The organism is Rhodopila sp. (assembly GCF_965277165.1).
GTDB lineage: Bacteria > Pseudomonadota > Alphaproteobacteria > Acetobacterales > Acetobacteraceae > Rhodopila.
Genome location: NZ_CBDICE010000006.1, coordinates 933,615 through 949,427, shown reverse-complemented (window position 1 = coordinate 949,427; position 15,813 = coordinate 933,615). Strand labels below are relative to the sequence as shown.

The following is a 15,813-nucleotide window of genomic DNA, read 5'->3' as shown; positions in this document are numbered from 1 at the left end:
GCGAGCATCGGCGTCATGCGGGTCAACGGTCCGGCTTGCGCGTAACAGTCAAAATGGTTTTTGGGCCACGATCTCCACTGCCCGCGTGCGGCCGTCCTCAGCCGCGCGCTGCGCATTCATCCGGCACCGCTGGTATTGTTCGCCCATCAGCACATGCACCCCGACCGGCGGCAGACCTTGTTGCTCGATTCGCTGCCGCATGGCCACGCCATCCGCAAGGTTGGCTTGCGAGACATCGCGGAACGCCAGGATCTTGAACCCAGCCGCGGCCAGATCCCGACTCGTTTCCGCATCCGTTGCCAGGAAGCTGTTTCGCGCCACCGCCGCCCATGGCACGGGAAATTCGGGCGGCCTGTTTGGTCCGGCGCCGTTTGATCCGGCGTTGATATGGCATAACACCAACCGTCCACCCGGTTTGATCACCCGAAAGGCCTCGCGATAGACTGCCGCCTTGTCGGCGATATTCATGACCGCGTTGTGCGAATAGGCCCGATCGAAGCTGGCATCGGGAACCGGCAGATCGAGTGCGCTGCCGTGCATGATACTCACCCGGTCCGACATTCCCGCCGCGATGTTCAACGCCCGCGCCGCATCGCAGAAGGCCGGGGTAAGGTCCACGCCGGTGACGCCGCAATTAAACTTCATGGCGATCCATCGCGCCGGTCCGCCGATGCCGCTGCCGATGTCCAGGATCGACTCGCCCGGCGCTGGGTCCAGCAAGTCGACAAGCTGCTGGGTGGCCCGCACGCCGCGGCCGTGGACATGGTCCAACGGCGCCAGTGTCTCGGGGTTGATCGCGACATCCGTGCCGTGGGCGACGCGCAGCGCCTGCAGGAGGCGGGCAGCGATTTCGAGTCCGGTGCTTGACCCGGCGTAATGGTCCTCTACGCGATGGCCTGGCATCGGGTGTTCTCCGCTGCGGATGTGGGCGCTTGCCGTGATTGCGGGAACGCCATGTCGATGGCGTCCGCGGTTGTGTCCGGGATGCCGGCCACGGGTGATCCGGTTACAGGTCGGCCAGCCGGATCCAGACGCCGATTGCCACCGCCACGAAAAGACCGCTGGCGATCAAGGTCAGGCTAGGTGGCCATCGCGTCAACTGAGCGGCGCACAAGAGCCATAGCACGAAGCAGCCGACGGCGATGACATAGCCGCCGACCAACGAGGCGACGTTGCGCTTGCGCGGCGCGATGTCCCGGATGGTAACGGCCACGGTCTATTCCCCTGCCATCGCCGGCGCGGGCCGATCGCCGGGGCGTGGTTTCGGCATCTCGGCGCGGATGAAGCGCGTGTCGTAGCCGTTGAACAAATGCCCGAGCAGGCCGCGGTTCAGGTCGCTGGTGCCGAACAGCCAGTCGGCGAACGGGTAGGTCAGGTTCATGTTGCGGTGCATCATGATCGCCGTGTTGTGGTGGGCGATATGGTGCCGCCGGATGGTGTTGACGAACGGCACACGGCGCAGCACGCGGTCGTCCCGCACATGGCAGCACCAATGGAAGAATTCGTAATTCATATACATGCCGGCGGCGGTGCAGACGACGAACCAGCCGGCGTTGGCCGACCACAGCAGCGCCAGAATGGAGCCCAATACCGCGGCCATCACCAGGAAGGCGATCAGCGCGTATGGCGGAAAGAACACGATACGGTAATCGCGCGTGGTGTCATGATATGGCGCGTCCTGGGTGAAGAACTGGTGATGCGCCAAGGTGTGGCGGTTATAGATGCCCATCAGGCCGGGACGTGGGCGGTGCATGACCTGGGCGTGTAACAGCCATTCGAACAGGTTGGCCAGGATCACCACGGCGGGGGCGACCAGCCATTGCGCCAAAGTAGCGTTGCGAATCTGGCACGCCGCGTACCAAAGCGCCGCGCCGCCGATTAGATAGATCAGCGCGACGTGGATCACGCCATGATAGGCGGGTGCGATCTGAGCACGGTAGGCGGCTCGAAATTCCGCCTGACGAGGGGACATCATGAGGCGTCTCTCCGGATCGGTGACTGAGGCTAACATATCAGCGCCATGTTTCAATCCGGGCAGCCGCGTGGGCAGTCCTATGATCTCTCGTGATGACATCCCGATCTCGTTTTTATCGCGCGATCCAGGCAACCGGGACGTTCCGCTCAGCGCCATGATGCTTTAGCCATGATCGCTGACGGGCGGTCGCGCCCGGCGGAACATTCACCACGTGCGAACCACGCGACAAAACAAAAAGCTTGAGCAACACGAAGGAATTTCCATGGCTGTTCGCCCGAAGATGCGCCGCCGCCGCCGCACCAAGATCATCGCCACGCTCGGCCCGTCGAGTTCCTCGCCGGAGGTGATGACCCGGTTGTTCCAGGCCGGTGCCGACGTGTTCCGGCTGAATTTCTCGCATGGCAGCCACGAGGATCACGCCGCGCGCTTCACCATGATCCGCGAGCTCGAGGCGCGCTTCGACCGCCCGATCGGGATCCTGGCCGATGTGCAGGGGCCAAAGCTGCGGGTCGGACGGTTTGGCGGTGGACGGGTCCACCTACAGACCGGTCAACGGTTTCAGTTGGATCTGAACGCGACTCCGGGCGACTCTCAGCGCGTCAACCTGCCGCATCCCGAGATCATTGAGGCGGCCTTGATCGGTTCCTCGCTGCTGCTGGACGACGGCAAGCTGCGACTTCGCGTGGTGCACAAACGCGGCGAGGCGTTGGAGACCGAGTGCGTTGTCGGCGGCCCGCTTTCGGACCGCAAGGGCGTCAACGTGCCGGACGTGGTGCTGCCGATCCCGGCGCTGACGGCGAAGGACCGCGAGGACCTGGAATTCGCCGTCTCGCATGGTGCCAACTACATCGGCCTGTCGTTTGTGCAGCGGCCCGAGGATGTGGTCGAGGCGAAGCGTCTGATCGACGGTCGCGCCTGGGTCATGGTGAAGCTGGAAAAACCGCAGGCGCTGGACAACCTGCCGGCGATCCTGGCGCTGACCGACGCGGTGATGGTGGCGCGCGGGGATCTGGGCGTCGAACTGCCGCCCGAGGAAGTGCCGCTGGCGCAGAAACGCATCGTGCGGCTATCGCGTGCGCTGGGCAAGCCGGTCGTGGTGGCGACGCAGATGCTGGAGAGCATGATCAGCGCCCCTGCCCCGACCCGCGCCGAAGCCTCCGACGTCGCCACCGCGGTGTTCGACGGCGCCGATGCGGTGATGTTGTCGGGTGAAACCGCGGCCGGCCAATACCCCTATGAGGCGGTCAATATGATGGACCGCATCGTCGCCAGGGTGGAGCAGGATGGTGGCTGGCGGGCCGGGATGGATGCCTCGCGCGTGTTGCCCGAAAAGAGCGCGGCGGATGCCATTGCCGCGGCAGCCGCTCAGGTTGGACGCACCATCGAAGCCAGCGCGATCGTGGCGTTCACCGCGCTGGGCAGCACTGCACTACGAGTGGCGCGCGAACGCCCGGAAGCGCCGGTGATCGGGCTGACACCGAACCAGAATACCGCGCGGCTGCTGGCGGTGGTGTGGGGCGTTCATGCCGCGATCACGCCCGACGTGCATTCGATGACCGAGGCGGTCGCTCGGGCGGGACGGGTGGCGCTGTCGGAAGGGTTTGCCGCGCACGGCGACGAGATCGTGGTCACCGCCGGTGTGCCGTTCGGTCATTCCGGGACCACGAACGCGCTGCGGGTGGCAACGGTCAAGTAACGATAGTTTGGTATCTTTCGTTAGCCCATTTCGGACTTTCTGTTTACGTGCCGGAGCGCCGCACACCGGCGACGCCGCAACACTTGCCACTGCCGCAAAGGACGCAGAGGCTCGCATCATTGTTCGGCCGGTCAACTCCGGCGCACGTTCCAGAAGATCGCAAAGCCGTCCATCATGTCATTGATATCCTTACGGAAAGCGGTTGGCTGATAAGCGAACCCGAGCGGGAAGTAGGGGACGAAGTCGAATGCTTCGGTTTGGATTTCGGCGCCGATCTTTTTCTGGGCCGTCAGATCGGAGGCTTCAAACCAGGCGTTGCGCAGATCTTCCATCTTCGAGTTAGTCGGCCAACCGAACCATGCGCTTTTTCCATTGCCGCGCAGCGGCAGGTCGCCGGCCGGATTCGACAGATCCAGTCCAGCAAACCCAGTAATAAACATGTTCCAGCCGCCATCAGCGGGTAACTTCCGCAGCGACCGGCGTTGCACAACCGAGCCCCAGTCGGTCGCCTGATACTCCAGATCAAGGCCGGCGCGCTTCAGCACGTCGTCGGCTACCTCATCGAGCGCGTTCAAGTTGGCCTGGTCGGTGGATGCCATGAAAACGATCTTTTCGCCCTTGTAGCCCGCCGACTTCAGCGCCGCCTTGACTTTCGTGTAGTCGGGCGGCCCGGACGGTAGTGCTGAGATGCCGGCGTCGTTGGCCAACGGCGTACCAGGCGGGAAATAGCCACACGGAACCTTCCACAGCGCCTTGTCGGTTCCCATCATCGCCGTCATGAACTCGGATTGGTGGATTGCGCCCAGCAAGGCGCGACGGACGGCCGGATTGTCGAAGGGCGGATACAGGAAGTTGGGCCGCATGATCATGCACTCGCCGGTTGGATCCTTGATCGCGACGTTCACATCACCGCTCTTGGGAAACATCGGCAGTAAATCGCTGGTCGGGTCCTCCCACCAGTCGACCTCGCCCGATTGCAGTGCATTCGCCTTAGTGGCCGGGTCGGGTATCACGTGCCACTCAACGCGGTCGAAATGAACGAGTTTGGGTCCCGCGGTCCAGTCCGGTTTGCCGGTTGGGCAAGGCTTGTATAGCTCGAATCGCTGATATGACACGAACGAACCCGGAACACGTTCTTTGACATTGAACTGGAATGGTCCGCTGCCCACCACCTCGGAGATCTGCTGAAAGGCATCTGTCTTAGCCACACGCTCCGGCATTATGGCGCACATGTTCGAATAGGAGTGCCCCAGCGCCTCGGGCAACAACGCGAAGGGCCGTTTCAACTTGAACACGATCGTCTTGTCATCCGGCGCGGTGAGCGCATCCGTCCGCGCCATCAGAGCCTGGCCAAATGCGTCCCGCTTCGCCCATCGCTGGATGCTGGCCACACAGTCCCGCGCCAGCACCTTCTCCCCAGTATGGAACAGCAACCCGTCACGCAAGGTCAACGTCCAGGACTTGCCGTCATCCGCGATGACGTGACCCGCCACCATCTGCGGCGTGGCCTTGAACGCGTTCGCTGGCCCGGTTTGGCCATACAGCGTGTCCCAGACCATGAACCCATGGTTGCGGGTCACGTAGGCCGTGGTCCAAATAGGATCGAGCACTGCCAAATCCGATTGTGGCACAAACTTCAAAGTTCGATCCGCGGCTCGGCTGAACGCCGGCACGGCGAGTTGCGCGGCGGCTGCCGCCATGAACGTCCGTCGCCGCATGCTTGCTTCCCTACTTTGCTTCACAGACTTTTATTAGACCCCAGCCGATCAGTTCAGGCCATGCGGAATCGAGTGTTACCGTGGCTACAATCATTAATATTTTTGTCATGCAGAATGTCGGTCGGTATCCGGGAGCAAATCCGGCGACCCACGGTGTTACGCTCACTGACGCTGGTTGCGACGCGAGTAGTACCGCCGCAAGCTCCAAGATTGGCAATAGCTGGAACGCCCAGCGCCAAACGAGGGCGGCGGGAAAAGCCGCCTTGGCCAGACCAAGGAGCCGCACAAAACGGACGGCCCACCTATCCCCGCATGAACGCATTCAGCGCCGGGTCACCTCGGTCGAGGTAAACGTCCCGCATCGACCGCATCGCTGCCAAGGCGGCGACGATACGCTTGACTAACTGCTTCGGCGCAAACAGCACTTATGCCAGATCACCAGTCGCATCCTCGATCGAAGCCCCGACCACTGTCGGCGACGAACCGGTTGGCATTTGCAGTGACCCGCGGCGTATCGCCAAAACCCTTGTATAGGTGGGCCGGACCGGAAGATCTGTGGCATCAGCTCGCTAGAGTTAATCCATGCAAAATGCAACCGAGTCAACGAAGCGGCGTTATCCCGTTGATCGTAACAGGTAGACGACAATCCGCCCAACTAGAGCCCGCTCAGGCAAATCGCAGACGTGTCTGCGAGGCTTGTGCGGAATGAAGCCGTAGAGCCACAGGCGGAAACCTTGGAGATCACGCTTTTTCGAAAAGCCTGTTCTGACACCCAGATCGAGCGGATTCCGCCACGCGATCAAGCGATTCCGGCCGCGCGTTACGAATAGAAGAGATATAAAAATACCCTTTCGGGTGCGCGGTTGCGCTCTCGATCTGCTTCAGGAGGAAGCTTTGTCCACTAGCGCCTACAGTCCCCAAATGTCTCGACCAACCGCTACAGACGTTGCAGCGGCCAACTCGTTCTCCGGCCGGTCCCATTTGCATCGACGAATTTCCTGGGGCGCCATCTTTGGCGGCGTGGTTCTTGTTGTTGCCATTCAACTGCTGCTCAGTCTGCTGGGCGCGGGAATCGGCTTGGGAACGGTCAATACGACGGCCGCCAGCACACCCGCCGCCGGCAACCTTGGGATGGGAGCTGGGATCTGGTGGGTGGTCAGCAGTTGCATCGCGCTGTTTGCCGGCGGCTATGTCGCCGCTTGGCTTGCCGGAATCGAAATTCGTTTCGACGGCATCCTGCATGGCCTGGTCACCTGGGGCATCGCGACACTGCTGATCTTTTGGCTATTGACCTCGGCGATCGGCGGCATCATCGGCGGTGGATTTTCGGCACTGGGCACGCTTGCCGGCGCGGCCGGGAGCGGCATCAGCGACGCAGCCAAGCCGGTGGCCCAGGCGGCCGGAATATCGCCCGACATGGTCAAGCAGGAGGCTCAGTCATATCTTCAGCCCGCCAATTCTGACCCGGCCACCATGTCGCCGAAGGATGCCCAAAAAGAGGTTGCGTCGAATCTTGTCACCTACGCCAAGGGCGGCAGCGATGCCCCCGCCGCCAAGGAGAAGGTCATCGCCATCATGGCTGCGCAATTGAAAATCAGCCACGATGACGCGGCCAAGCAATTCGATGCCAATCAGGCCAAGCTGAAGCAAGTCCGCGACCAGGCGGTCCAAAGCGCCAAAGTCGCGGCCGATGACAGCGCGGCGGCGGTCTCCACCGCGTCGTTCGCCGGCTTCGGCGTATTGCTGCTCGGCCTGATCGCCGCGGCAGTCGGCGGGTCGCTTGCCGTCCAGCGGCGCACTCTGATCACGTCGCAAACTGACGGTCGGGTCTCCGCGTCCACCCCGGCCTGATATACACCCGCCTTTTCGAATGCCGCCCGAATCGCCGATAGCAGGGTTCGGGCGGTCGAGCTATTCGCGCATGAACGCGTTGAAGGCGGGGGTTGGCAAGGTGTTGTCGAGATAGCCGAACGTGCCGGTTTCGCAGACCTCCTTCGCCGCGTTCAGCAAGCCAGTCATCGCCGCCCGATACAGCGACGTCGCCAGGCTGATGCGCTTGACGCCGGCACCGGACAGCGCCGCCACGGTGAACGACTTGCCCTTGATGCCGGCCATGAAATTCACCGGCCGCGACAATGCGGCACAGACCGCACGCACCGCATCGAGGTCCGGCAGACCCGGCGCCATCAGCACGTCGGCGCCGGCGATTTCGAAGGACTGCAAGCGCCGGATCGTGTCATCCAGATCGGGATTGCCGCGCAGATAGTTTTCAGCGCGTGCGGTCAAGGTAAACGGAAACGACATCGCCCGGGCCGCTTCCACCGCGGCGACGATACGCTCAGCCGCTTGGGCGGGTTCGAACAGCGCTTGCGCCGGATTGCCGGTCGCATCCTCGATTGAGGCCCCGACCAGCCCGATTTCGGCGGCGAGCCGGATGGACTCGGCGGCTGCCTCCGGCGTATCGCCGAACCCTTTCTCCAGGTCGGCCGAAACCGGCAAGTCGGTCGCCTGCACGATCGCCCGGCAATGCGCCAGCGCTTCGGTCCGCGACACCGCGCCGTCACGCCGTCCCAGCACACCGGCACAGGCACCGCTCGATGTGGCCAGGGCCTTAAAGCCCAGCGCGGTGAGCATGCGAGCCGATCCGGCGTCCCAGGCGTTGGCGATGACGAAGCTGTCGGCGGCCTGATGCAACGCGCGAAACCGGTGGGCTTTCTCGGCTTGGTTGGACATCATTCGGCGGCCTTGGGTTGGTTCAGGACTTCGTCGGTGTGCTCACCCAGACGCGGAGCGGCACGACGCACCGACCCTGGCGTGGCGGACAGTTTGACCGTCACGCCCATGGTGCGAAACGGCCCGGTAACAGGGTGATGGGTCTCGACCACCATGTCGCGAGCCAATATTTGCGGATCGGTGTAGACCTCATCGTAGTGCAGCACCGGCCCGGCCGGGATGCCTAACCGCTCCAGTGCCGCCAGCCAGTGTGCCGAGGGCTGCGCGCGCAGCCTGCCGGCCAGCAGCGCCACCAGCGCATCGTTGTGGCCAACCCGTTCGGCGTTGCTGGCGAAGCGTGGATCATCGACCAGCTCCGGCGCACCGACAAGCTCACAAAACTGGATGAAGAATTTCTGTTGCGAGGCACCGACGGTGATGTAGCCGTCAGCGGTCTGGAAGCACTGGTACGGCGAACTGCCGCGATGCGCCTGGCCAATCCGTTCTGGCCTTGTCCCGGTGGCGAAGTAATGCGCGGACTCATAGACCGCGAGCGACGTTGCCGCTTCCAGCAAGGAAGTCTCGACGTGCTGGCCCTCATCGGTGCGATGCCGAGCCTCGACCGCGGCGAGCACCCCGAACGCCAGGAACATGCCGGCGGTGACGTCGGAGATCGCGATCGGCAGCCGGTGGGGCGGTCCGTCGGCGGGTCCGTTGGTGCTCATCAGGCCCGACATCGCCTGGGTGATCAGGTCGAAGCCGCCGCGCCCGCTGTATGGGCCGGTCTGGCCGAACCCCGAGATCGATGCCAGGATCAGCCGCTTGTTGCGCTGATGCAGCACCGGCCAGCCAAGGCCGAGCCGATCGAGCACGCCGGGGCGGTAGTTTTCCACCAGTATGTCAGCGCGATCGATGAGCTTCAGCAGCGCGTCCTTGTCGGTGGGCTGCTTCAGGTCCAGCACAACCGAGCGCTTGTTGCGGTTCCACGTCATGAACGGCGCGCTTTCGCCGTTGATGAAGGGTGGCATGCCACGCGCGGAATCGCCCTTTGGCGGCTCGATCTTGATGACCTCGGCGCCGTGGTCGGCCAGCAGCATCGCACAGTACGGTCCGGACAGATGGCTCGTCAGGTCCAGAACCAGAAGGTGATCGAGCGCAGCGGCCATGACGTTTGCTCCGTTGTTGCGGCGGTCGTGACGGCAGGATGCCGACTTGGCTACCTGCCGGTTTCCAGCATCATCCGGTTCGGATGCGACATCGAGCGCGCCACCATCTTTTCCATGATAAGGGCGCCAATATTCTGATGTCCTTGGCCGCATATCAAGCTTCGCCATCCACGAGGCTTTGGCCTGTGGCGTGGATCTTCTGTCCTGGCCTTGGTTTGGAACTGCCTCGCAACGCGCGACTTGATGCCCACACCGCGTTCAGCGATGGATATCAGCCCCCGCTTCAACGCTTCGCTCTTGTGCGATCGATCCCGCCGGGATAGTGGCCGCTGCCTGCCTAGGTTCGCCCAACCCGCGCCCGGTCACCGACCCATCCGCCGGCACGCACCTGACCGGAGAAAGCCCGTGGACCAGATCGCCCGCACACTGGACCCAGCCAAGTTCCGCGACCCCTTGGTCACCGCCGGCGGCGACAACCGCGCCACCGTCGCCCTGCGAGCGCTGGAGACCTTGTGGTTCAACACCGGCACGCTGTGCAACCTGACCTGCCGCAACTGCTACATCGAATCATCGCCGCGCAACGACCGCCTGGCCTATCTCACCGCGACCGAGGTCGAGACCTATCTGGACGAAATCACCCGTGACCGGCTGCCCACCCGGCTGATCGGTTTCACGGGCGGCGAGCCGTTCATGAACCCCGCCATCATCGCCATGCTGCGGGCCGTGCTGTCACGCGGGCTGGACGCTCTGGTGCTGACCAATGCGATGAAGCCGCTGCGCAAGCTGCGCTCCGACCTGCTGACATTGCGCCAGCGCTACGGCGACCGGCTGACCATCCGGGTCTCGATCGACCATTACGACAGCGCCATCCATGAGCAGGAGCGTGGACGCAGAAGCTGGGCTCCGGCGTTGGACGGGCTGATCTGGCTGGCGCGTAACGGCTTCAGGATCGATGTCGCCGGCCGCCGCTTCACCGGCGAAACCGAAGCCTCCTTGCGCCAAGGCTTTGCCGCGCTATTTGCCGCGCACGACATCCCTGTGGACGCTCATGACCCGGTGCGGCTGATGCTGTTCCCGGAGATGGAGCCGGAGCGCGATGTGCCGGAGATTACCACCGGCTGCTGGGCCATCCTGCACAGATCGGCCGACGACGTGATGTGTTCGGGCGCCCGCATGGTGGTGAAGCGCCGCCACGCCGCCTCCCCCGTCGTGCTGGCCTGCACTCTGCTGGCCTATGACCCGCGCTTCGAGATGGGGACCACCCTGGCTGGGGCAGCAGCGCCGGTTTCGCTGAACCATCCATTCTGCGCCTCGTTCTGCGTACTGGGTGGCGCGTCCTGCAGCCGCTGACCAAGCTGATCGCTGAACCGTTCGGCACCGGCGGGATTGAGGTGGCCAAATCGATCGCCGAACCACCGGTCAGGCCAATGCGGCATTATATCGGAGGCGACATGAAAATGTTTGTAGCGACGCTCGTATGCCGCCAGGTAGTGGGCGAAGCCGTCGCGCACCGCCGGGTGGACCTCGCGCCACGTCGCGTCATTCACCGGCATGGCAATGAAGCGGGTCTCGATGCCGTGCCGATCCAACGTCGCCAGTAGCGTGTCGAAGTAGTGGTCCAAGATCGGCAGCGGCCGAAACCGGTCCATATGGGCATCGACGGTGACCGTGCTGGAACCTGGATCGGTGCCGAAATAGTAGTGCCCGCGCGAGGCCAGGGTGCCAGCCAGTATGCGCTCGTTCCGCCGCCAGCGAAACACCAGGCCGCCATGCGCCAGGCTGGAGAAATACAGCGGCGGAAATCGGACATTGTACAACCACGCCCGCACCGCCAAGGGCACGCCATCGAGCGGATGGGAGGCATATACCGAGGCATCGCCGGTCCGAAGCGATGCCTCACGCAACCCGGCAATATCGGAGCCGGTCACGAACCCGAGGCGGACGCTGCGGTCCCAGAATTGATCCGGCCGGCTGAAATGCCCCGGATCCAGCGAGATGATGACCAGCCGCGGCGGCGTCGGACAGGCCAGCGCCCGGTTCAGCGCCGACAGTGCCTCGATCGCCTCGCCACCGCCCACCGCGAGGTTGGTGACGCGCATCGGCAGTCTTGCGGGAAGGATGTCGGCGGCGGCGCGGGAATCGCCAAGAATAATGGCCTCCCCAAGGTCGCAACGGTCCAGCATCCGCTGCTTGGCCTGCCAGGACGCGTATTCGATGTCCATGTAGGCCATCGGCATCGCCGCCACCCAACCCCAGACCAGGGCAAAACTTAGCCCGGCGGACAGCGCGAAAAATCGCAGATAGCGCACCGGGTCAGAACCGGAAATAGAGGAATTCGCCAGTTCCCCCGGCTGCCAGCACACCCAGCGTGGTTGCGCATCCTAGCACCATCGCCCACTGCGGCGATGGCCGCCACGCGAGCCACAGGCGTCGATCGCCAAGCATCCATTGCCGCGTGGTCGGGGCCAGCCAGACGATGGCATAGAGCGCCAATAGCCAGGCGACGTCGGTGGCCAAACGGATATCCGGGTGGATCGCGCCCACTCCGTGCAAGCCGGCCATTCCAGCCAGCATCGATGCCGCGGCTTCGACACTCGTGGCGCGGAACAGCACCGATCCGACCAGCACGCAGAGATAGGTCAACGCGACGCTCGCGAGGGTCGGCAAAGCCGGACCGCGCTTTATCCGCCAGAGATGATTGACCAGCAGGAAGGTGGTGTGCAGCAGCCCGAACAGCAGGAACGGCAAACTCGCGCCGTGCCACAGCGAGATCAGCACCATGGTCACCAGGATTGGCCCGGCGATCATCGTGGAGAACCCGGCCCAACTCGCCTGCGCAGCCTGACCGATCGGCCGGTGGTGCCGCTTGCGCCAGCGCAGCACCGCCATGGTCAGCGGCGCATGCACGTTGCTCATGAGGAACCGGGTAAGCGACATGTGCCAGCGCTGCCAATATTCGATCACGGAGGCGGCCCGATACGGCCGGTCGAAATTATCCGGGAACCGCAGGCCGAACATCCACGCCAGCCCGATCGCCATGTCGGTGTAGCCGGAGAAATCAAAGTAGAGCTGCAACGAGTAGGCCATCGCGGCCTGCCAGGCCGGAAACGCCGTCAGAGCGGCGGGATCGGCGAAGCCCTGCCCGACCACGCCGGAAAGCGGATCCGCCAAAACGGTCTTTTTCAGTAGACCTACAAGGAAAAAACCGCTGCCGACCGTCAGGTTATCGGCGGTCAGCCGCCAGCCGCCGCGGCGGGCGAATTGCGGCAACAGCTCTCCCGGATTGAGGATCGGACCAGCCAGCAGGGCCGGGAAGAACGCCGCGAACAGGGCATAATCGCGTGCCTTCGGCGGATCGGTGTCGCCGCCGGCGTGATACAGCAGGCAGCCGATCTGGCTGAAAGTGAAGAAACTCAGCCCGAGCGCGGGCATCGGGTCAAGATATTTGAACCAACCCAGAACCGCCAGGTTCAGCGCGACGCCGAGCATTGCCCAGCGGCCGGGCCGGGCTGATTGGTGCATCGCGTGCAGCAAGGCGAAATTGCCGCCGACCGATAGCACAAGCAGCGGTAGGAACGCCGGGGCGCCGAGGCCGTAGAACAACAGCGACGCGGCGATCAGCCAGGCTTTCGCCCATGCTTCCCCGCAGCGCGCAGCCAATGCGAAGCCGCACAGCACCAGTGGCAGAAAGCCGAACAGGAATGGAAAACTGCTGAACGTCACCGCGGTCAGGCCGCGAAATGCGCCTGCTTGGCCGTGATCATACGCAGCAGATCACCAACGGTGGTCAGCCGATCGATCTCGACAAGCTCGAACTGGACATTGAACCGGCATTCAGCCTCGACCACGACGGCGACCAGATCCATCGAGTCCCAGCCGGGCAGATCCTCGAAGCGGGTGGTCGCGGCGACTTCACAGCTATTGTCCCGCAACACTTCGCGCAGGATGGCGGTGATTTCGGGTAACGCTGCGGCCACGACCAATTCCTCGGCATATGTCGCAGGGGGTTGTACCGAGGAAATCTTAGCGGAAACTTAACGCGTCAACGCCGAATTTAGCGCATCAGAGACGTGATGCATCGCGTTTGTCTGAAACTACGCCTCATGCGCCGAATGGTTGACGCTCGGCCTCTCGGCGTCTTTGCGAGCGGATACTAGGCGTGGCCGGCTGTATCGGACAGCAACAGCGGGTCAACCCGCAACTTGGCGAAGGCGCGCCGCCATTTCGTGTCATGCTGGGCATCGAACAGCAGCGTCTCATCCGGCTGCACCGACAACCAGGCATTCTGTTGGATTTCCTCGTCGAGCTGGCCCGGTCCCCAGCCGGCGTATCCCAGCGCCAGCAGGCACTCCCGCGGGCCGCCGCCTTCGGCGATAACCTTCAACACGTCCAGGCTGGCGGTGAGGGCCATGCTGCTTCCGACCTTCAGGCTTCCCTCCCCGGTCCAATCGCTGGTGTGCAGGACGAAGCCGCGGGCGTTTTCGACCGGGCCACCGGCGCACAGCTTGATCTGACGGACCGGCGGCAGTGGTTCAACGCTGAGTTGCTTCAGCAAGTCGTCGAACGTCGGTTTGACCACCGGGCGGTTCAATACCAGCCCCATGGCGCCTTCCGGGGTATGAGCGCAGACGTAGATCACGCTTTGCTGAAACCGCGGATCCGCCATGGCTGGCATGGCGATCAGCAACTGGCCGGTCAGAAAACCCTCGGGCAACGGCGCATCGGTAGCGGCGCGCCTGAACGATTCAGGCTTGGGGGCATCCGTCCTGGAGGCAACGGGGCCGGGAGCATCGGTTTTGGAACGGGTCGTCGCCATTCGCCGAATTTGGTCTCAACCCCAGCCTGGTGCAAGAGTCCTGTGCAGGCAGCTCCGGTAGGTTTGTCCACGGTCGCTTGGGTTGCTAGCCTGAAGTTCAAACGCCGGGGAAGCAACGCCATGCCGAATGCAGCCGAATCGCCACTGGCGACCTACATCGCCCATCTGAAGCGCGGCGAATTGGGCTACCAATTTAGTCCGTCGGCGGGTCAGACGGTATTCTATCCTCGCGTCATTGCCCCGAAAACCGGCGCGGCAGATCTGGAATGGCGGGTCAGCAGCGGGCTCGGCACGGTTCACGCGACCACCGTCGTCCATCCGCAACAGGGTGCCAACTATAATGTGTGCCTGGTGGATGTGGATGAAGGCTTCCGCATGATGACCAGGGTGGAGGACATCGAACCGTCCGCGGTGAAGATTGGCATGCGAGTAAAATTCCGCGTCCACACCCCAGGCGGCGACGAAGACCCCTACCCGGTGTTCACGCCGGCGCAGGGCGTCTGATGACCGCCGCGCACACAACCCCAACTCGCGGCAGCGTCGCGATCGTCGGGGCCGCCGAATCCGATCTGGGCGCGGTTGCCGCGCTAATGAGCCCGATCGACCTGATGGCGCAGGGCATCCACCGCGCGCTGGATGACGCCGGACTGACCCTGGCGGCGGTGGATGGGCTGTTCTGCGCGACGACCCAGGCTCGAACCTCGGCAATGTCGCTGGCGGAATACCTGGGTCTGCCGAATGCCTACACCGACAGCACGATCGTCGGCGGATCGTCGTTCGAGGTCCATGTCGCCCATGCCCATGCCGCGCTGGAGGCTGGATTATGTTCGGTCGCGGTGGTCGCCTATGGCAGCACGCAGCGCACCGTGGGCCGGCGTGCCTCCAGCGCTCGGGAGTTCAATCCGTACGAGACCCCATACAAGCCGTTCCTGCCGGCTTCCGCCTACGCCATGGCGGCCAGCCGGCACATGCACGAATACGGCACCACCCGAGAGCAGATGGCGGCGGTCGCAGTGGCCGCCAGGGCGTGGGCACTGCTGAATCCGGTGGCATGGGAAAAAAAGCCGCTGACCATCGCCGACGTGCTGAATGCCCGCCCAATCAGCGACCCGTTCACCGTGCGTGACATCTGCCTGGTCACCGACGGCGGCGGGGCGATCGTACTGGTTCGGTCCGACCGAGCCCGCGCCGGCAAACGCGCGCCGGTCTATGTGCTGGGCAGCGGGCAGTCGATCACCCACGCGTCGATCACCTCGATGCCGATGCTGACCCATACCGGCGCGATCGAATCCGGGGCGCGGGCTTACCGGGCAGCCGGCGTCCGGGCGTCCGACATCAACGTCGTGGCGCTGTACGACGCGTTCACCATCAACACCATCCTGTTCCTGGAGGATCTGGGCTTCTGCGCCAAGGGCGAAGGCGGCGGCTTCGTCGAGGGTGGCCGCATCGCGCCGAACGGGTCGCTGGCGGTCAACACCAATGGAGGTGGGTTGTCGTACTGCCATCCCGGCATGTATGGGCTGTTCCTGCTGATCGAGGCGGTGCGGCAGTTGCGCGGCGAATGTGGGCCGCGCCAGGTCGCGGGGGCTGAACTAGCGCTGGTGCACGGCAATGGCGGCGTGTTGTCGGCACAAGCAACAACGATACTGGGTGGTCCGACGACGGTTTAAGTGGGCGGCCCTGATACGGGATAACCAAGAACCGCGATCAATGCGGATCAAACTGGGAGG

General features: G+C 63.8%; 15 protein-coding genes. 5 read left to right on the top strand and 10 right to left on the bottom strand.

The features are described from left to right. Positions 1-48: 48 nt before the first annotated feature. The 3 genes from ACQY4Y_RS16025 to ACQY4Y_RS16015 all read right to left on the bottom strand — a co-directional run bounded on the left by ACQY4Y_RS16025 (position 49) and on the right by ACQY4Y_RS16015 (position 1,975). Positions 49-903, bottom strand: a complete 855-nt coding sequence (locus ACQY4Y_RS16025) for a class I SAM-dependent methyltransferase (RefSeq protein ID WP_428491601.1) — start codon at positions 901-903, stop codon at positions 49-51. 103 nt (positions 904-1,006) lie between these two features. Beyond that, entirely contained in the window at positions 1,007-1,213 is a 207-nt protein-coding gene (locus ACQY4Y_RS16020) for a hypothetical protein (RefSeq protein ID WP_428491600.1), read from the bottom strand. A 3-nt stretch (positions 1,214-1,216) separates the two neighbouring features. Continuing rightward, the gene (locus tag ACQY4Y_RS16015) at positions 1,217-1,975 is read right to left on the bottom strand and encodes a hypothetical protein (RefSeq protein WP_428491599.1); all 759 of its coding nucleotides are present in this window, start codon (positions 1,973-1,975) and stop codon (positions 1,217-1,219) included. A 262-nt stretch (positions 1,976-2,237) separates the two neighbouring features. On the opposite strand from ACQY4Y_RS16015, the gene pyk reads away from it, so the two are divergent. Beyond that, positions 2,238-3,671 (top strand): pyruvate kinase, encoded by a 1,434-nt coding sequence (pyk, locus tag ACQY4Y_RS16010; protein WP_428491598.1) that lies wholly within the window; start codon positions 2,238-2,240, stop codon positions 3,669-3,671. Between the two features lie 131 nt (positions 3,672-3,802). Here pyk and ACQY4Y_RS16005 read toward each other — a convergent pair whose 3' ends face one another. Beyond that, the gene (locus tag ACQY4Y_RS16005) at positions 3,803-5,389 is read right to left on the bottom strand and encodes an ABC transporter substrate-binding protein (RefSeq protein WP_428491597.1); all 1,587 of its coding nucleotides are present in this window, start codon (positions 5,387-5,389) and stop codon (positions 3,803-3,805) included. A 1,020-nt stretch (positions 5,390-6,409) separates the two neighbouring features. Between ACQY4Y_RS16005 and ACQY4Y_RS16000 the strand changes: the two genes are divergently transcribed. After that, positions 6,410-7,240, top strand: coding sequence for a hypothetical protein (locus tag ACQY4Y_RS16000; RefSeq protein WP_428491596.1), 831 nt, complete (start codon positions 6,410-6,412; stop codon positions 7,238-7,240). A 60-nt stretch (positions 7,241-7,300) separates the two neighbouring features. Here the strand turns inward: ACQY4Y_RS16000 and ACQY4Y_RS15995 are convergent, their stop codons facing one another. After that, positions 7,301-8,122 carry an isocitrate lyase/PEP mutase family protein gene (locus ACQY4Y_RS15995; RefSeq protein ID WP_428491595.1) on the bottom strand — a complete coding sequence of 274 codons (822 nt, stop codon included), beginning with the start codon at positions 8,120-8,122 and terminating at the stop codon, positions 7,301-7,303. Further along, a complete protein-coding gene (locus ACQY4Y_RS15990) occupies positions 8,122-9,267 on the bottom strand; it encodes a CaiB/BaiF CoA transferase family protein (RefSeq protein ID WP_428491594.1) in 1,146 nt (381 codons plus the stop codon). Before ACQY4Y_RS15990 ends, ACQY4Y_RS15995 begins: the two co-directional genes overlap by 1 nt. Positions 9,268-9,672: 405 nt before the next feature. Here ACQY4Y_RS15990 and ACQY4Y_RS15985 point away from each other — a divergent pair, with 405 nt between their 5' ends. After that, complete coding sequence (locus ACQY4Y_RS15985) at positions 9,673-10,617, top strand: radical SAM protein (RefSeq protein ID WP_428491593.1); 945 nt, start codon at positions 9,673-9,675, stop codon at positions 10,615-10,617. On the opposite strand, the gene ACQY4Y_RS15980 is transcribed toward ACQY4Y_RS15985, so the two are convergent. From ACQY4Y_RS15980 to ACQY4Y_RS15965, 4 genes are all read right to left on the bottom strand, one after another. Continuing rightward, positions 10,500-11,576 (bottom strand): hypothetical protein, encoded by a 1,077-nt coding sequence (locus ACQY4Y_RS15980; RefSeq protein WP_428491592.1) that lies wholly within the window; start codon positions 11,574-11,576, stop codon positions 10,500-10,502. The genes ACQY4Y_RS15985 and ACQY4Y_RS15980 overlap by 118 nt on opposite strands. Positions 11,577-11,580: 4 nt before the next feature. Beyond that, on the bottom strand, positions 11,581-12,990 hold the full coding sequence (locus ACQY4Y_RS15975) for an MBOAT family O-acyltransferase (RefSeq protein ID WP_428491591.1): 1,410 nt from the start codon (positions 12,988-12,990) through the stop codon (positions 11,581-11,583). Between the two features lie 5 nt (positions 12,991-12,995). Continuing rightward, positions 12,996-13,244, bottom strand: coding sequence for an acyl carrier protein (locus ACQY4Y_RS15970; protein ID WP_428491590.1), 249 nt, complete (start codon positions 13,242-13,244; stop codon positions 12,996-12,998). 176 nt (positions 13,245-13,420) lie between these two features. After that, complete coding sequence (locus tag ACQY4Y_RS15965) at positions 13,421-13,981, bottom strand: YqgE/AlgH family protein (RefSeq protein WP_428491589.1); 561 nt, start codon at positions 13,979-13,981, stop codon at positions 13,421-13,423. Between the two features lie 222 nt (positions 13,982-14,203). Between ACQY4Y_RS15965 and ACQY4Y_RS15960 the strand changes: the two genes are divergently transcribed. After that, positions 14,204-14,587, top strand: a complete 384-nt coding sequence (locus tag ACQY4Y_RS15960) for a Zn-ribbon domain-containing OB-fold protein (RefSeq protein WP_428491588.1) — start codon at positions 14,204-14,206, stop codon at positions 14,585-14,587. Next, complete coding sequence (locus tag ACQY4Y_RS15955) at positions 14,587-15,753, top strand: acetyl-CoA acetyltransferase (RefSeq protein WP_428491587.1); 1,167 nt, start codon at positions 14,587-14,589, stop codon at positions 15,751-15,753. The genes ACQY4Y_RS15960 and ACQY4Y_RS15955 overlap by 1 nt, the downstream gene beginning before the upstream one ends. The last annotated feature ends 60 nt before the right edge of the window (positions 15,754-15,813 follow it).